Annotated in this window: 15 protein-coding genes and 1 pseudogene; 14 read left to right on the top strand and 2 right to left on the bottom strand. The window is 57.9% G+C overall.

The features are described from left to right. Positions 1-154: 154 nt before the first annotated feature. Positions 155-2,266, bottom strand: coding sequence for a TonB-dependent receptor PqqU (pqqU, locus tag Electrica_RS12970; protein WP_160703413.1), 2,112 nt, complete (start codon positions 2,264-2,266; stop codon positions 155-157). A 260-nt stretch (positions 2,267-2,526) separates the two neighbouring features. Here pqqU and yncE point away from each other — a divergent pair, with 260 nt between their 5' ends. Both yncE and Electrica_RS12960 read left to right on the top strand, forming a co-directional pair. Then, positions 2,527-3,588: a 7-bladed beta-propeller protein YncE gene (gene yncE / locus Electrica_RS12965; protein ID WP_100686472.1), complete on the top strand. Its 1,062-nt coding sequence runs from the start codon at positions 2,527-2,529 to the stop codon at positions 3,586-3,588. Positions 3,589-3,732: 144 nt separating this feature from the next. Continuing rightward, positions 3,733-3,954, top strand: coding sequence for a YgdI/YgdR family lipoprotein (locus Electrica_RS12960; RefSeq protein WP_141964650.1), 222 nt, complete (start codon positions 3,733-3,735; stop codon positions 3,952-3,954). Between the two features lie 45 nt (positions 3,955-3,999). On the opposite strand, the gene ansP is transcribed toward Electrica_RS12960, so the two are convergent. After that, on the bottom strand, positions 4,000-5,463 hold the full coding sequence (gene ansP, locus Electrica_RS12955; RefSeq protein WP_131049035.1) for an L-asparagine permease: 1,464 nt from the start codon (positions 5,461-5,463) through the stop codon (positions 4,000-4,002). Between the two features lie 477 nt (positions 5,464-5,940). Between ansP and Electrica_RS12950 the strand changes: the two genes are divergently transcribed. The 12 genes and pseudogenes from Electrica_RS12950 to pptA all read left to right on the top strand — a co-directional run bounded on the left by Electrica_RS12950 (position 5,941) and on the right by pptA (position 16,323). Continuing rightward, on the top strand, positions 5,941-6,486 hold the full coding sequence (locus tag Electrica_RS12950; RefSeq protein WP_100686475.1) for a P-loop NTPase family protein: 546 nt from the start codon (positions 5,941-5,943) through the stop codon (positions 6,484-6,486). Between the two features lie 105 nt (positions 6,487-6,591). After that, positions 6,592-7,593 (top strand): MsnO8 family LLM class oxidoreductase, encoded by a 1,002-nt coding sequence (locus Electrica_RS12945; RefSeq protein ID WP_141964649.1) that lies wholly within the window; start codon positions 6,592-6,594, stop codon positions 7,591-7,593. Further along, a complete protein-coding gene (locus tag Electrica_RS12940; RefSeq protein WP_141964648.1) occupies positions 7,590-8,711 on the top strand; it encodes an amidohydrolase in 1,122 nt (373 codons plus the stop codon). The genes Electrica_RS12945 and Electrica_RS12940 overlap by 4 nt, the downstream gene beginning before the upstream one ends. 52 nt (positions 8,712-8,763) lie before the next feature. Further along, positions 8,764-11,031: pseudogene (locus tag Electrica_RS28430) on the top strand (NtaA/DmoA family FMN-dependent monooxygenase). An 11-nt stretch (positions 11,032-11,042) separates the two neighbouring features. Continuing rightward, entirely contained in the window at positions 11,043-11,552 is a 510-nt protein-coding gene (locus Electrica_RS12925; RefSeq protein WP_141964645.1) for a GNAT family N-acetyltransferase, read from the top strand. 9 nt (positions 11,553-11,561) lie between these two features. Further along, positions 11,562-12,491: an amino acid ABC transporter permease gene (locus Electrica_RS12920; RefSeq protein WP_141964644.1), complete on the top strand. Its 930-nt coding sequence runs from the start codon at positions 11,562-11,564 to the stop codon at positions 12,489-12,491. Beyond that, positions 12,475-13,251, top strand: a complete 777-nt coding sequence (locus Electrica_RS12915; RefSeq protein ID WP_141964643.1) for an amino acid ABC transporter ATP-binding protein — start codon at positions 12,475-12,477, stop codon at positions 13,249-13,251. The genes Electrica_RS12920 and Electrica_RS12915 overlap by 17 nt, the downstream gene beginning before the upstream one ends. Before the next feature lie 17 nt (positions 13,252-13,268). Next, a complete protein-coding gene (locus Electrica_RS12910; RefSeq protein WP_160704021.1) occupies positions 13,269-14,141 on the top strand; it encodes a transporter substrate-binding domain-containing protein in 873 nt (290 codons plus the stop codon). A gap of 76 nt (positions 14,142-14,217) precedes the next feature. Next, positions 14,218-14,343: a hypothetical protein gene (locus Electrica_RS29140; protein ID WP_255493167.1), complete on the top strand. Its 126-nt coding sequence runs from the start codon at positions 14,218-14,220 to the stop codon at positions 14,341-14,343. Between the two features lie 194 nt (positions 14,344-14,537). After that, entirely contained in the window at positions 14,538-15,194 is a 657-nt protein-coding gene (locus tag Electrica_RS12905) for a hypothetical protein (protein WP_141964642.1), read from the top strand. Between the two features lie 216 nt (positions 15,195-15,410). Beyond that, complete coding sequence (locus Electrica_RS12900; protein WP_131049040.1) at positions 15,411-16,028, top strand: glutathione S-transferase family protein; 618 nt, start codon at positions 15,411-15,413, stop codon at positions 16,026-16,028. Positions 16,029-16,095: 67 nt separating this feature from the next. Continuing rightward, positions 16,096-16,323: a tautomerase PptA gene (gene pptA / locus Electrica_RS12895; RefSeq protein WP_131049041.1), complete on the top strand. Its 228-nt coding sequence runs from the start codon at positions 16,096-16,098 to the stop codon at positions 16,321-16,323. Positions 16,324-16,435: the final 112 nt, after the last annotated feature.

Here is a 16,435-nt window from a genome sequence, read left to right as displayed (position 1 = left end):
GCTACGCTTACCGGGGCTACGGGGTGGTGCGGTCTGTTTCCCCGGTGGCGCTACGCTTACCGGGGCTACGGGGTGGTGCGGTCTGTTTCCCCGGTGGCGCTACGCTTACCGGGGCTACGGGGTGGTGCGGTCTGTCTCCCCGGTGGTGCTGGGGTTATTCAAAACGCCAGGCGAGGTTCAGGCCGACGCCATAGTTACGTCCCGGGGCGGGCTCGTAGTAGCGCCCGTTGGACTCGTTGACAATCACCGAGCCGACGTAGCGGCGATCGAAGAGGTTATCGACGCGGCCGAACAGATCCATGTCCATCTTGCCGTAGCTCCACTTATAGCCTGTGGTGAGGCCGACCACCGTCCAGGACGGCGCTTTGGCGCTGTTCTTATCGTTAGCCATGATATCGCTCAGATAGCGAATATCGCTGCCGGCGTACCAGCCGTGTTCCGGCTGATAGCCGAACGACGCGTAGCCCATATTGCGCGCGATACCCGGAATACGGTTACCGTTGCAATCGGCATCGTTACAGACGTTGGTCCGGTAGGTGGCATCCAGCCAGGTCCATGCGGCTTTCAGTCGCCAGCTTTCGCCGAACTGCTGATCCAGCCCCAGCTCCATGCCCTGACGACGCGTTTTACCGGCGTTTTTGTAGCTGGTACGCCCGCCGCTGCTGGCATCCACCACAATCTCGTTATCGGTATTGGTCTGGAAGAGCGCGGCGGTAAACAGGCCATTGCCAACCCGCGTCTTACTGCCTACCTCGACCGTATCATTGGTCGCAGGCTGCAGGCCGAAATTCAGGCCGCTCTGGTTACCGGAACGGTAGGAGAGCTCGTTAATGGTCGGCGTTTCAAAGCCGCGACCGGCGGAAAGATAGACATTCCAGGCATCGGTGAGCGCATATTTCAGCGAGCTGGCGGGCAGCCATTTGTGGTAGCTGGCATCGCCGCTGTCATCGCCGTTACCCGGCGTCACGTAATAATCGTTGGAGTCGAACCACACCGAGCTGTAGCGCACCCCGGCATCAAGGGAGAGTTTGTCCGTCAGCTGCCACTGGGTCTGCAGATACGGGTCGATGTTCCACATCAGATTACGTTCATTACGCCGCAGGCTGCCCTCTTCGCCATACTGCGGCGCGCCGTTGCTCATAACAAAGTTTTCGTAACCCTTACGGCGCTCGCTCATGTTTTCATAGTCGAGACCGGTGGTGAAGGTGACCGGCACCAGCAGCTCGCCGCGGTGGGTCCAGCGGGTATCAATCCCCTGATAATGACGCGTCAGGTCGATAACGCCGCCCGCATGGCCTGGATTGAGCTGCGGCGCGCGCGGGATTGACTGATATTGTGTGGTTTCACGCTCGCCGGCGTACATCATCACGCTCAGGTCATCTTGTTCGCTCAGTTGACGTTCATAACGTAACCCGGCCTGGGTCTGCTTCGTCGACTTACGGGTATTGTACTGATCGCCGCGCGGCGACTGGCGCGGGTTATTCTGCCATTCATCGTAGCTCAGGCCGCCGGCGTCATTGGCTTTAATATCCACGCTGTTAAACAGCAGAGTCAGCTTACTGACCTCATTGATGCGCACGCCCAGTTTGGCGTTGGCCAGATTTTTACGGGCGCCGCTGTGATCGCGGTAGCCGTGGGTGGTAAAGCGGTTGGTCGATACGGTGTAATCGACATCTCCGGCGTGGGTGCCGTCGCCGACGGCACCGGTCGCTTTCATACCGTAGTGCCAGCTGCCGAAGCTGCCGTAATAGCTGCTGGCTTCGAGGGTTGGCGGCTGACTGCCGGTTTGCGTCGTCACGTTAATGACGCCGCCGGAGGAGTTGCCGTACAGCGCAGAGAACGGTCCGCGCAGGACATCGAGCGTCTCTATGCTGCCAATATCAATATTTGAAGTCTGTCCCTGGCCATCGGGCATGGTGGCCGGAATGCCGTCAACATAAATGCGCAGTCCGCGCACGCCAAAAGTGGAGCGAGAACCGAAGCCGCGAATCGATAATTGCAGATCCTGAGCGTAGTTCTGGCGGTTCTGAACCTGTAGCCCCGGTACGGCGCCCAGCGATTCCGAGAGATTCACCCGCGGCGCCGCCTGACGCATCTCATCCCCGTTAACGACGCTGACCGCCGCAGGGGTATCGAGTTCGGAGACCGCGGTCGGGGCGGCGGTCACAACCATAGTTTGTTCATCGCTGGCGTTAGTCTGGGCCACCGCGATCAGCGGAAAGAGGAGGGCAGGTAGTGCAGCCGTGCGCACGGAATGGATTTTCATAAAGCTACTCGTAAAACGAACCAAACGGAACATATGTCGATATGTTAACTCTTTTGTAATTTTTTGAAAATTATTAACGTTATTTTCGTTAAATAATGGCACCGAATGGTTATTTTCAGCGTCGGTTGCCATAAATAACGCTCCACTTCATGTCAAATAATGATTACTATTCGCATTTGAAAAAGAACGCAAAGCCAGGACTTTGCGTCAGGGAAGCAATGTCAAGCAGGCACATAGGTGTTTTATTCAAGGGAGTCGTCATGTCATTACGTCATCTGTCCGCGCCGCGTCTGCGCCGTTCACTGTTATTAACCTCTTTACTGCTGGCGGGGAGCTTCAGCGCTCACGCGGCAGAAGAAATGTTGCGCAAGGCGGTCGGTAAGGGCGCGTACGAAATGGCTTACAGCCAGCAGGAAAATGCGCTGTGGGTCGCTACTTCGCAAAGCCGTTCACTGGATAAGGGCGGGATTGTTTATCGTCTTGACCCGACCACGCTGGAGGTGACGCAGGTTATTCATAACGATCTGAAACCGTTCGGCGCGACGATCAATAACGCGACGCAAACGCTGTGGCTGGGTAACACCACTGACAGTACCGTTACCGCCATTGACGCCAAAACCGGCGCGGTGAAAGGCCGCCTGGTGCTCGACAATCGTCAACGCAGCGAAACCGTGCGCCCGCTGGCGCCGCGTGAACTGGCCGTCAATGAAAAAACCAATACGGTCTACATCACCGGGTTGGGTAAAGAGAGCGTCATCTGGGTGGTGGATGGTGAAAAGCTGACGCTGAAAGAGACCATCACCAATACCGGGGCCATGGCGACCGGGCTGGCGGTGGATGCTGATGCGAAGCGTATTTACACCACCAACGCCGACGGTGAACTGCTGACCATCGACAGCGAGAGCAACAAAATTCTGAGCCGCAAGAAGTTGCAGGATGACGGTAAAGAGCACTTCTATCTGAACCTGAGCCTGGATACCGCGGGTCACCGCGCCTTCATTACCGATAGCAAACAGCCGGAAGTGCTGGTTGTTGATCTGCGCGACGGCAAAGTGCTGCAGAAAATCGCGGCGCCGGAATCCCTGGCGGTGCTGTTCAACCCGACGCGCAATGAAGTCTACGTGACGCATCGTAAAGCCGGGGAAGTCAGCGTGATTGATGGTAAAAGCAACAAAGTGGTCAAAACCTTCAAAACGCCAACCCACCCCAACAGCCTCGCGCTCTCCGCCGACGGTAAAACGCTGTACGTCAGCGTGAAGCAAGAATCAAGCCGTCAGAAAGAAGCGACCCAGCCGGATGACGTTATCCGCATTGCGCTGTAAACCCTGATTGAGGAGGGGGAAACCCCTCCCGCCTGCCGGAATCACCCTCTGTTACAAACACTTATTGGCCCTACGGCGATTATGGTTTTACACTTATCGTTTTGCCGCCTGCTATCGGGCGGAATGAATCATTCTGGAGGATGTATGAATAAGCCATTTATGGCTCTGTGCGCTGGCGTGATGCTGGCACTGCTTGCCGGTTGTACTTCAAACTATGTGATGACGACGAAAAGCGGGCAGACCATTGTGACTCAGGGTAAGCCGCGTCTGGATAAAGAGACCGGTATGACCAGCTATGTGGATGAATCCGGCAACCATCGCCAGATTAACAGCAGCGATGTATCGCAACTGGTGGAAGATAACTAAGCCGCAAGAGGCGGTTTGCCCGGAAACGGACAAACCGCGATAGCGTTATTTTTTCGCGGACTGTGCGCCCGGCGCAGTACTATGAATAGCATGAACGCGCTTACGTACGCCGAACCAACCGGCCACCAGCAGTACCGCAATCAGCGGAATGGAGCCGATGGTATAGGTCCCGTTCGGGTAATCGAAGGCCATCAGCACCAGCACGCTGAACAGGAACAACAGGGTCAGCCACGAGGTGAACGGTGCACCCGGCATCTTGAAGCTGACATCCGCCGCTTTCCCTTCCTTGATGGCTTGACGCAGGCGCATCTGGCACACCACGATAAAGCCCCACGATGCAATAATCCCCAGCGAAGCCACGTTGAGGACGATTTCGAAGACCTGCGACGGCACCAGATAGTTCAGGAACACCCCGACGATATACACCGCCAGCGTAGCCAGAATCCCGGCATAAGGCACGTGATGACGGCTCATCTTCGACATAAACTTCGGTGCAGAACCGCCCATCGACATCGAACGCAGAATACGCCCGGTGGAGTACAGACCCGAGTTGAGGCTGGAGAGCGCGGCGGTGAGCACCACGATATTCATCACGCTACCGATATACGGCACGCCCAGCTTCGAGAAGAAGGTCACAAACGGGCTCTGTCCGGCCTGATAGGCATTCCACGGCAGCAGCAGCACCAGCAGCAGCACGGAACCGACGTAGAACAGGCCGATACGCCAGATAACGCTGTTGATGGCGCGCGGCACCATCGTCTGCGGCTCTTTACACTCACCGGCTGCGGTCCCGACCAGTTCGATGGAGGCAAAGGCAAACACCACCCCCTGTACCAGCACCAGCGCAGGCATCAGTCCGTGCGGGAACAGGCCGCCGTTATCGGTAATCAGGTGGAAGCCGGTGGCATTGCCGTCCAGCGGTTTGCCGCTGCCGAGGAAAATGGTCCCCACCACCAGGAAGGCGACAATCGCCAGCACTTTGACCAGGGCGAACCAGAACTCCATTTCGGCGAACCACTTCACGCCGATCATGTTCATGGTACCGACAATCGCCAGCGCCCCGAGCGCGAAGACCCACTGCGGGACATCGCCAAAGGCGCCCCAGTAGTGCATATACAGCGCCACGGCGGTGATATCGACAATCCCGGTCATCGCCCAGTTGACGAAGTACATCCAGCCGGCGACGTAGGCCGCTTTTTCACCCAAAAACTCGCGGGCGTAGGAGACGAAACTGCCGCTGGAAGGCCGATGCAGAACCAGTTCGCCGAGTGCGCGTAAAATAAAGAATGAGAACAGGCCGCATACCAGATAAACCAGCGCCAGCGCGGGGCCAGCCATCTGTAAACGCGCGCCTGCGCCGAGAAACAGCCCGGTACCGATGGCGCCGCCGATGGCAATCATCTGTACCTGACGGTTGCCCATCGCTTTGTGATAGCCCGATTCCTGAGAATTGAGCCAGTGACGTCTGGCGGCATGGTGCTCCGCCGTCGAGTTTTGCTTTGTATTCATTGATGTACCCATTTTCCTGTCAATGTCCATGAGTGGTTCTTCGCACCGCCAAGTCGCAGTACGTTATGCTGGCTTTCCCATCATTCTGACGTAGGAGATAAGCAGAGCATGGCGCAGCATCCTACACGTATCGAGATAGTCACGCACGTAAAACATTTATCGACCGCACTTGCTTAAATATCAATGAGTTCGACGACGAAGGGCGTCCATCAGCAGGCGGAAGGTCGTGGTATGGTGACGGCGGCTGGAGAAAAAGAGGGGCTAACCGGGGAAAGAGGGGGTCCGCTCATCAAGGGCCCGGGTGAGCCATCCTTCCGCCAGCACCCGTTGCACGCTATCTTCCGGCACATAGGCTAGCCTACTCCGGACTCTGCGGCATGCTCGCTGGCCCTCAGGCGCGTTCTCCGGGCCAGCCGGTAGCGCCAGCCCGCTGTTTCGGGCTATGATTCCCGGCAAAGCAATGGCTGAGAGATAACGATGAATATCAACGTAGTGGGTACCAGCGGCGTCGGCAAATCGACGCTGGCGCGACGGCTCGCGCAGATCCTGTCCGTTCCCTGTATTGAGATGGACAGGCTTTACTGGCGCGCGGACTGGCAGGGCGCGCCGGATGAGACGTTCTTCGCCGACGTGGCCGCTGCCATCGAGGCTCCTGGCTGGGTGCTGGACGGCAATTACAACCGCAGTCGCCCGGTGAAGTGGCGCGACGTCGATCTGGTGGTGTGGGTGGATTACAGTTTTGCCCGAACCCTGCGACAGGCCGTCTGTCGGGCCATCTCCCGGGCCAGCCGCGGTCAGGAGCTGTGGCCGGGAACCGGCAACTGTGAAAGCTTCCGTCGCGCCTTCTTCAGCCGCGACTCGATTATCGGCTGGACCATCAAAACCTGGAAGAATAATCGCCAGCGTTATCAGTCTGATATGACTGACCCGGCGTACCGGCACATTCGCTTTGTACGCCTGCGCCATCCGCGGCAAACCGAGGATTTTATCCGCCAGCTACAGCGGCAGGTGGCGGCGCGTTAACGGCGTATATCTATTTTCCGGCAGAGTACATGTAAATAAATTGTTTCTCAGTGGCCGCAGCAGATTCTAATAATGCAGGTATGTTAATTAATACGAGCCTGCGAAATGTCTTATCGAATCAGTATCCTGGATAAAAGTCCGCTGGCGGCGGGAGAAACGGCCGCTCAGGCGCTGACGCGTACATTAACGTTGGCGCAACAGGCGGAAGCCTGGGGCTATCATCGCTTCTGGATTGCCGAGCACCACAACACCGATCAATTAGCCAGCCCGTCGCCGGAAGTGGTGATCGCCTGGATCCTCGGCCAGACCCGGCAGATTCGCGTCGGATCCGGCGGCGTCATGCTGCAACACTACAGCCCGTACAAAGTGGCGGAAAACTTCAATCTGCTGGCCTCGATAGCGCCTGGACGTGTCGATCTTGGCGTCGGGAAAGCGCCGGGCGGCCTGCCGCTGTCAACGCGGGCGCTGCAACTGGGGGTTCATCCGGCGGAGAAAGGAACATTTGCCGACAGCCTCGCGCAGCTGGATAACTGGCTGTCGCTCACCGATGCCGAGGGGGAAGAGAGCCTGCGCGCCACGCCAATCCCGCCGCGCCGCGCCGACGGATTTCTGCTCGGCGCCAGCCTGGAGAGCGTTGAGCTCGCCGCCCGGCTGGACTGGAATTTTGTTTTCGCCGCCCATCTTAACGGCGACAAAACGCTGCTGCGCGAGGTGTTAACCCGCTGGCGGGCGCTGAGTCGCCGCGACGCCATCGTCGCGATTCAGGTCATCGTCGCCGAAGAGCGCGCCACGGCGCTTGAGCTGGCGCAACAGGTTGAAGTCTGGGGCGTTGAACTGGAAAACGGCCAGCGGGTGACGGTGGCGAGCGAAGCGCAGGCGGCCGCCTTTGCCCGCCAGGCCGGAAGTCCGCCGGTGCGCATCGCCCGTCGCGATGCCTCGCTGCTGGCGGGAACCGCTGATGAGGTAAAAGCGCAGCTCGACGCCCTGCATGCTGCCTGGCATATTGACGAATTTATCATCGACACGCCGGTCAGCGAAGGGCAGGCGCGCCTCGACTCACTCCGCCTGCTGGCTCAGGCCCATCACGGCGCGGAGGTGTTGCCATGAGCTTTGAACAACAGCTGATTAGCTGGCGGCGCGAGCTGCATCAATATCCGGAACTCTCGTTGCAGGAGGTGGCGACGACGGCGCGCATTCGCGACTGGCTTGAAAGCGGCGGCCTGCGGGTGCTGCCCTATGAGCTGACAACCGGGCTGGTCGTCGAAGTGGGCAGCGGCGAGAAGATTATCGCCCTGCGCGCGGATATCGATGCGCTGCCGATTGCCGAGACTACCGGCCTGCCGTATCGCTCGCAATACGAAGGGGTGATGCACGCCTGCGGCCATGATATTCACACCAGCGTGATGCTGGGGGCGGCGCTGCTGCTCAAAGAACGCGAAGCGACGCTCCCTGGACGGGTACGGATTCTGTTCCAGCCGGCGGAAGAGAATTTTGGCGGGGCGAAAACCCTGATTCGCGCCGGGGCGCTGGAGGGGGTCGCGGCTATCTTCGGTATGCATAATGAACCCGGCCTGCCGGTGGGCGAGTTTGCTACCCGCGGCGGGGCGTTTTACGCCAACGTCGATCGCTTCGTCTTTAAGGTCACCGGCAAAGGGGCGCATGCCGCCCGGCCGCACGAAGGCAAAGATGCGATTTTGCTGGCCAGTCAACTGGTCACCGTCCTGCAGAGCGTGGCCAGCCGCGAGGTGAATACCCTCGATTCGGTGGTCCTGAGCGTAACGCGGATTCAGGGCGGCAATACCTGGAACGTACTGCCGGAAAGCGTGGAGCTGGAAGGGACCTTGCGTACCCACAGCAGCGAGGTGCAGCAGCGGGTCAAGGCGCGGGTCAGCGACATTGCCGCCGGTTTTGCCAGTGCTTTTGGTGCCCAGATTGATGTGTTCTGGTACGCCGGACCGACGGCGTTGGTCAATGACTCGCGCTGGGCGACATTTGCCGGCGATGTTGCCGCCCACTCCGGCTACCGTACCCGGCATGCGGATCTGCATATGGGCGGCGAGGATTTCGCCGTCTATCTACAGCATATTCCCGGCGCGTTTGTCAGTATCGGCAGCGCCAGCGAATTTGGCCTTCACCACCCGGCCTACAATCCGGACGACAGCTTAATCGCCCCGGCGGCCCGCTATTTTGCGGCGCTGGCTGAGCAGGCTTTACGCCAGATCTGACGCCTGAGCGTTCGGGTTTCTGTTTTCATTTTCGACAAGGAAAGGGGTTGCTATGTCTGAAAAACGACAATTGCGTCTGGGCACAATATTACACGGCGCATCGGGAAATATGTCCGCCTGGCGTCATCCGGCCGCCCAGGCGGATGCCAGTATTAATTTTGAGTTCGTTAAACAGACGGCCTTAAAAGCCGAAGAGGGCAAGCTGGACTTTTTATTTGTCGCCGATGGTTTATATATTAATAAGAAATCTATCCCGCATTTTTTAAACCGTTTTGAACCGCTGACCGTGCTCTCGACGCTGGCGGCGGTCACCCGCAATCTCGGGCTGGTGGGCACCTTATCCACCTCCTACAGCGAGCCTTTCACCACCGCGAGGCAGTTTGCCAGCCTTGACCATCTGAGCCAGGGACGCGCGGGCTGGAACGTGGTGACCTCACCGCTGGAAGGTTCGGCAAAGAACTTTTCGCGCGCGCAGCATCCCGACCACGCGCTGCGCTACCGCATTGCCGATGAATATTTACAGGTGGTGAAAGGCTTATGGGATTCCTGGGAGGAGGATGCCTTTGTCCGTAATAAAGCCAGCGGACAGTTCTTCGATAAAAATAAGCTGCACACCCTCGACCATCGCGGTGATTTTTTCCAGGTTGCCGGCCCGCTGAATATTTCCCGCACGCCGCAGGGGCGGCCGATTATTTTTCAGGCCGGGGCCTCCGATGACGGCAAAAAACTGGCGGCCCGCCATGCCGATGCCATTTTTACCCACCAGGCATCGCTGGCGGAAGCGCAGGCGTTTTATCGCGATGTGAAAAATCAGCTGGCGGCCTGTGGTCGTCAGGATAACCAATTACATATTTTCCAGGGCGTCAGCGTGATTGTCGGTGACGATGCCGACGATGTCGAACAGCAATACCAGACCACCGCCGCGCTGGTATCGATTGAGGATGCCCTCAACTATCTCGGGCGTTATTTCGAACACCACGACTTTGCGCAGTACCCGCTGGATGAACCGTTCCCCGATATCGGCGATCTGGGGAAAAACAGCTTCCGCAGTACCACCGATGAAATTAAGCGCAACGCCCGCGAACGCGGTCTGACCCTGCGTCAGGTCGCGCTGGAAGCCGCCAGTCCGCGCCCGCTGTTCGCCGGTACGCCGCAGGAGGTTGCCGATGGCTTGCAGCAGTGGTTCGAACAGCGGGGGGCCGACGGTTTTATCATTCAGGGCGGCACACCGGATACCTTCCCGCGCTTTGTCGATCGGGTGGTGCCGCTTTTGCAAGCGCGCGGGCTGTTCCGCCGGGAGTATCCGGGAACGACGCTGCGTGAAAGCCTGGGGCTGACGTTGCCGGTTAATCAATTCCAACAACAATAACAACAGAGAACGTTTGCTATGCAGAAAAAGTCACTTTTACTGGCCTTTGCGCTGGGTTTCAGCGCGCCATTATGGGCGCAGGACGTCAATATCAACGGGACCGGCGTGAGCGTGGAGGCCAATAAAGCGCCGGTGCACACGGCAAAAAATCCGCAGGCTATCGCCCGGTTGCCGGCCAATTATCACTTTGCGGTGCCGGGGAAATTTACCGTGGCGGTCGCGGCACTGAACTCGCCGCCGCTGACCGTGTTCTCGGACGATAACAAGACCTTGCTTGGCAGCGAAGTCGATATCGCCCGCCTGGTCGCCGACAGTCTGGGACTGGAGCTGAACGTCGTACCGACCTCCTGGGAGGACTGGCCGCTGGGCGTCTCCTCCGGCAAATATGATGCCGCGATCAGCAATATTACCGTCACCAAAGAGCGCAAAGAGAAGTTCGACTTCGCCACCTATCGTAAGGACTCGCTGGGTTTCTACGTCAAGAGTACCAGCCCGCTGAATAAAATTGACCAGGCGCAAGAGATTGCCGGGCTGCGGATTATCGTCGGCTCCGGCACCAACCAGGAAGCCATTCTGCTGGCGTGGAATGCGGAAAACCTGAAAAAGGGGCTGAAGCCCTTTACGCCGGTCTACACCAAAGATGATGCCGCCCAGACGCTGGCCATTCAGTCCGGTCGCGCCGACGCCTTTTTTGGCCCGAACGTGATCGGCGCCTGGAAGGCCGCGCTGACCGGGAAGACCAAACTGGTGGGCAGCGTGGATGGCGGCTGGCCGAAAGCGGCGCACATTGCGGTCACGCTGAAAAAAGGCAGCGGGTTGGTTGAGGCTGTGCAGACCGCGTTGAACGGCACCATTCAGAATGGCGACTATGCCAAAGTGCTTACCCGCTGGGGGGAAAGCGTGGAGAGCATCCCGCAATCTGAAATTAACCCGGCCGGGCTCGGCGATTAACAGGAGGCAATATGAGCGCAGCATTCCGCGATATCTCACCTGAAGCGCCGGAACTCCAGCCAATTATTCACGGCCTGTTCGCCGAATACGCGTCGCGCTATGGCGACTATTTTTCTCGCGATGCGGAGGTCGAGCTGACCGAGTGGTATCTGCCGCCGCAGGGGCTGTTTATCGTCCTTGAACGTGACGGCGAGATTATCGCCACCGGCGCCTATAAGCCCAAGGATAGCCGCACGGCGGAAATCAAACGTATCTGGACCCATCCGGCCCTGCGCCAGCAGGGGCTGGCGGCGAAGGTGGTCCAGGAACTGGAGCGGCGGGCGGTGCTGGCAGGCTACAGCCATATCTACCTGACGACCGGCTTTCGCCAGCCGGAAGCGGTCAGGCTCTATCTGAGCCAGGGCTACGATGCGCAGTTTGACCTGGCGCGCAACCCGGAGGAGTACAGCCAGCCGCCGTTTGATGGGCGACTGCGCTTCACTAAAGCGCTGGCGATAAGCATTTTAAGCCACAGCGCCTGAGGAGAGAACATGAACAGAACGGAAACGATTAAAGTGGTCCCGGCGCGCTATCCGCTGCGCGCCGTTGGCGCGGTAGCGGCGCTACTGGTGTTGGCGGTCGTCGTGCAGTCGGTGGCCTTTAACCCGCGTTGGGAGTGGGCGGTTTTCGCTCGCTGGTTCTTTGCCCCGGTTATCCTGGAAGGACTGGGACAAACGCTGCTGCTGACGCTGCTGGGTACCGTACTGAGCGTGATACTCGGCGGTCTGCTGGCGCTGGCCAGGCTCTCGTCTTCATGGCTGCTGAGCAGCCTGGCCTGGGGCTATATCTGGCTGTTCCGCTCGCTGCCGCTGATTGTGGTGCTGATCATCCTCTACAACTTCTCCTATCTCTACGACACGCTGTCGCTCGGTATTCCGTTTACCGGGATCAGCTGGGGTAATTATCAGACCATCAACGTGCTGGGGCAGTTTTCCACGGCGGTCGTGGGGCTGACGCTGGTGCAGAGCGCCTATACCGCGGAGATCATTCGCGGCGGCTTCCTCGGCGTCGACCACGGTCAGTATGAGGCTGCCGCTGCGCTGGGGCTGCCGGCGTGGCGGCGTACGCTGCGTATTATTCTGCCTCAGGCGCTGCGCACGATTTTGCCTGCGGGTTTCAATGAAATTATCAGCCTCGCCAAAGGGACCGCGATGGTTTATGTGCTGGCGATGCCCGAGCTGTTTTACACCATCCAGATGATTTACAACCGGACCCAGGAGGTGATCCCGCTGTTGATGGTCGGGGCCGTCTGGTATCTGGCGATCACCAGCGTCCTGTCGCTGATTCAATATCTGGTGGAACGCGCCCTGGCACGCAGCGAACGCCGTTCGGCGGTCAACTCGCCGCGCCGCGCGCGCGCCGATGAATCCTCTCGTCAACCGCAGAAATCGCAGGAGACCATTCATGCCCAACTCTCGTAACGGCCATATCTCGATTACCGGCGTCAGCAAGTATTTTGGCCGCCATACAGCGCTGGATGATGTCTCTCTGGAGATCCCTCCCGGCACGGTGACGGTGATCCTCGGGCCGTCCGGTTCGGGGAAATCAACCCTGCTGCGCGCCATAAACCATCTGGAACGGGTAGATGAAGGGTTTATTCAGATTGATGGCGACTACATCGGCTATCGACGTCAGGGCGATAAGCTCTATGAGCTGAAGGAGAGGGAGATTCTGCGTCAGCGCGTTAACGTGGGCTATGTCTTTCAGAACTTCAATCTGTTCCCGCATCTGACGGTGCTGGAAAACCTGATTGAAGCGCCGATTGCCCACCGGCAGACGAGCCGCAAAGAGGCCATCGCCAACGCTTACGAACTCCTGGAAGTGGTGGGGCTGCGCCACAAAGCCGATGCCTGGTCGCGCCATCTCTCCGGCGGCCAGCAGCAGCGTATTGCTATCGCCAGGGCGCTGGCCCTCAAGCCGCGAGTGCTGTTGTTTGATGAACCCACATCGGCGCTGGACCCGGAACTGGTGGGCGAAGTGCTCGATGTGATTAAAAAGCTGGCCCGCTCCGGCACTACGCTGGTGGTGGTGACGCATGAGATTGGTTTTGCCCGCGAAGTGGCCGATCAGGTGGTGTTTATGGTCGAGGGGAAAATTATTGAGCAGGGCAGCAGCGACGCGGTGCTTAATCATCCGCAGCATCAGCGTACGCGGCAATTTTTATCAAAGGTGCTGGCATGAGAAAATGGTTAGTTGTTATGGCGCTGGGCGCCCTCTCTGCGCAGGCGCAGGCGAAAATTGATCTCCGGGCGAATGAACAGCCGCTGCCGGTAACGGTTGACAACGCGGCGATCGCCAGGATCCCGCCCGGCTATCGTTTTGTCGAGCCCGGTACGCTGACGGTGGCGATTTCTGCGCTTAACTCACCGCCGCTGGCGCTGCTGGCCAGCGACAACCGGACGCGCATCGGTAGCGACCCGGATATTGCCCGTCTGCTGGCGGGCAGTTTAGGGCTGAAGCTCCGGCTGGTGCCGACGGCATGGGAAGACTGGCCGCTGGGGATCACCTCCGGGCGCTATGACGTGGCGCTGGTCAATATTGCCGTCACCGAACAGCGCAAAGAGAAATTCGATTTCGCCACCTATCGCGTCGATTCGCTGGCATTTTCCGTTAAATCCACCAGCGCCATCGAGAAAATCAGCGGCGCGGCGGATCTGGCCGGGCGTAAGGTGATCGTGGGATCCGGCACGAATCAGGAGCGTATTTTGCTGGGCTGGAACGAGGAAAACAACGCGGCGGGGCGGCAACCGGCGTTGCCGATCTATTTGACCGATGACGCCTCCGGCAACCTGTATATCCAGTCAGGACGCGCCGACGTCTTTTTTGGCCCGCAGTCTGCGGCAGCGTATAAAGCGGCGCTGAGCGGGACAACCAAAGTGGTCGGGCTGGGGCCGAAAAAAGCGTGGGTCGCCACCACCACCAAAAAGGGCAGCGGGCTGGTGTATGCGCTGCAGGCGGCGCTCAATGGCGCGATTGCGCGCGGGGAGTACCAGCAGGTGCTGGAGCGCTGGGGCGAACAGGGAGAGGCGGTGGCACAATCGCAGGTGAATCCGCCGGGGATTACCTACTAAAAAAACGCTGTTTCGCCGGAGTACAGGGCGAAACAGCGGGGGCGAATCTTCGCCAGCGATATGACATCAGGCGGCGATGTTGTTAGTTGACTGGGCAGAAGGCTATGGCGAAGGCGCCGCGATTATTGATATCGGCTTTCATCGCGTTGTTCACCAATCGGCAAAGATGATGCCAATGCCACTTTATGCGTTGTGTGGCTGATTTAGCTTTCGACAACGTATTTAATATGATAAACACCCCCTGATTTTCAGCTCGCCGGTTTTTAATTCCAAAGATTAATATGATGATAATTTTGATTTTTATCAAAACTCGTAGGTTTTTCGTATGATTAATATTTTCACTTCGTAGTTCTGCTGGGACCATCTCTTTACATCAATAATCATCAAGGGATTGAAGTGAATATATTATCAGAAGTTATTATACCCTTATCGGGCGTGGTGTTTCCTGCTGTTGTCGCATTTATTCGTGCTGTTTATAATCGCTGGGGAGAAGGCAGGAAGCTTCATCGTGACAGTCAGTTTGATAAAGTGAATGTGGAAAAGCGCCTGGCAACGTTTCGCCGTATTAATCAATTGAAAAATAAAAACGATCTTACCCCGTTTGATTTACTGGCTATCAAGGCGTTATATGAAGGTATCGGCATAAGATATCCGGTGACCATCAGTCATAAAATTCTTGAGTATATTGCCAGCAACAATATCGATTTCAATGAGCCAACCCTGAATAGCTTTCTTCGGATGTCGAGGCTGCTGAATGTTACGGATTCAGGCGTGACGCAAACGTCCAGTAAAAGGAAAAAGGCGCGCCGGGAGATAGTTATTTTCGGCGGGCTGATGATTGCCGCTATCATATACGGATTCTTTATGTCGGTGCCCGATGTAGTAGCCGAAATGTCAGGCGCGGCCGCGGTAGCCTGCTTTGTCGTTTTATTTCTTGTTTACCTGGCGATGTTTATTCTGATTGTCAGTGCCGTGGTTAACAGCTTATATGACATTCAGTGTGCCAAAAAATTCTGGAAGACATTTTCACCCTTTCTCAATCGTCAGCCATGAATAATGCTTGCAACGCCGCGAGTATTCTGCGGATAAACGGTAAGGTATGAGGTATTGAAAAGCAGGGCGTCGCTACGCTAAACGTAGTGCTACCGGTCAAAGATCATCGCGGATAACGCCTGTTCTGTAGCATCTTGCGCCGTACTGCTGCCCGATACCTCCTGCCTGTCACCCCGGTTTTCTGCCTAAACTTAAGCTTTATCGTGGAGGCAGATGATGATTACCGTCTATGGCGTTCCCGGCTGGGGATCGGCGATTAGCGAGCTGATGCTGACCCTGGCCAATATTCCTTACCATTTCGTCGACGTGGCGGGTTTCGACCAGCCTGGCCCGCAGCGCGACAGTCTGATGCAGATAAACCCGTTGTGTCAGGTTCCCACTTTACGACTGGCGGACGGCAGCGTGATGACCGAATCCGCCGCTATCGCCCTGATGATCCTCGATAGCCGTCCGGATCTGGCGCCTGCGCCGGGCACAGCGCAGCGCCATCAGTTTCAGCGTCTGTTGATCTGGCTGGTGGCCAATGTTTATCCCACCTTTACCTATGCCGATTATCCGCAGCGCTGGGCCGCCGACGCGGCGGAACAGCTGCGGGAAAACTGCATCCGCTATCGTCAATCGCTGTATCTGTGGCTGGAGCAGCAGCTGGCGGCGGCGCCTTATGCGCTGGGGGCGGAGATAACCCTGCTGGATTGTTATATCGCGACGATGTGCCGCTGGGGCCCGCGGCGGGAGTGGTTTGCCGAACATACGCCGAAGTTTATCGCCGTGGCTGACAAGGTCTGCCAGCGCCCGGAGCTGCAGCGGGTACTGCGTGACAACGAGTTGATTTAAAGCACAAAAGGCCAACCGACTGGCTACCGCTATGCTAGTTTATCGATCTCACAATAAGGAGCCTGCTATGCCGCATGTTGATATTAAATGTTTCCCCCGCGAACTGAGCGATGAACAAAAAAGCGCTCTGGCCGCCGACATCACCGAGGTGTTGATCCGCCATCTGAACAGTAAAGACGGGGCGGTGAGCGTCGCCCTCACTCTGGTTGAGCAAAGCGACTGGCAAAAAGTCTGGGACAGCGAAATCGCCCCGCAGATGGCGCAGTTGATTAAGAAGCCAGGTTACAGCATGTAGTCGCGCCCCCCGGGGTGGTGCGCTTGCACCGCTCCGGGCTCCCTGCCTTCAGTCGGCCGCCTGTGCTTATCAAATGGCGGTTATCACTTCCCGGGCAATCTCCGGCCCGTTT

The organism is Klebsiella electrica, from assembly GCF_006711645.1.
In the GTDB taxonomy this organism is placed as follows: domain Bacteria; phylum Pseudomonadota; class Gammaproteobacteria; order Enterobacterales; family Enterobacteriaceae; genus Klebsiella; species Klebsiella electrica.
Note: the sequence above shows the minus strand (reverse complement) of the source record. Positions and strands in the feature narration are given on the sequence as shown.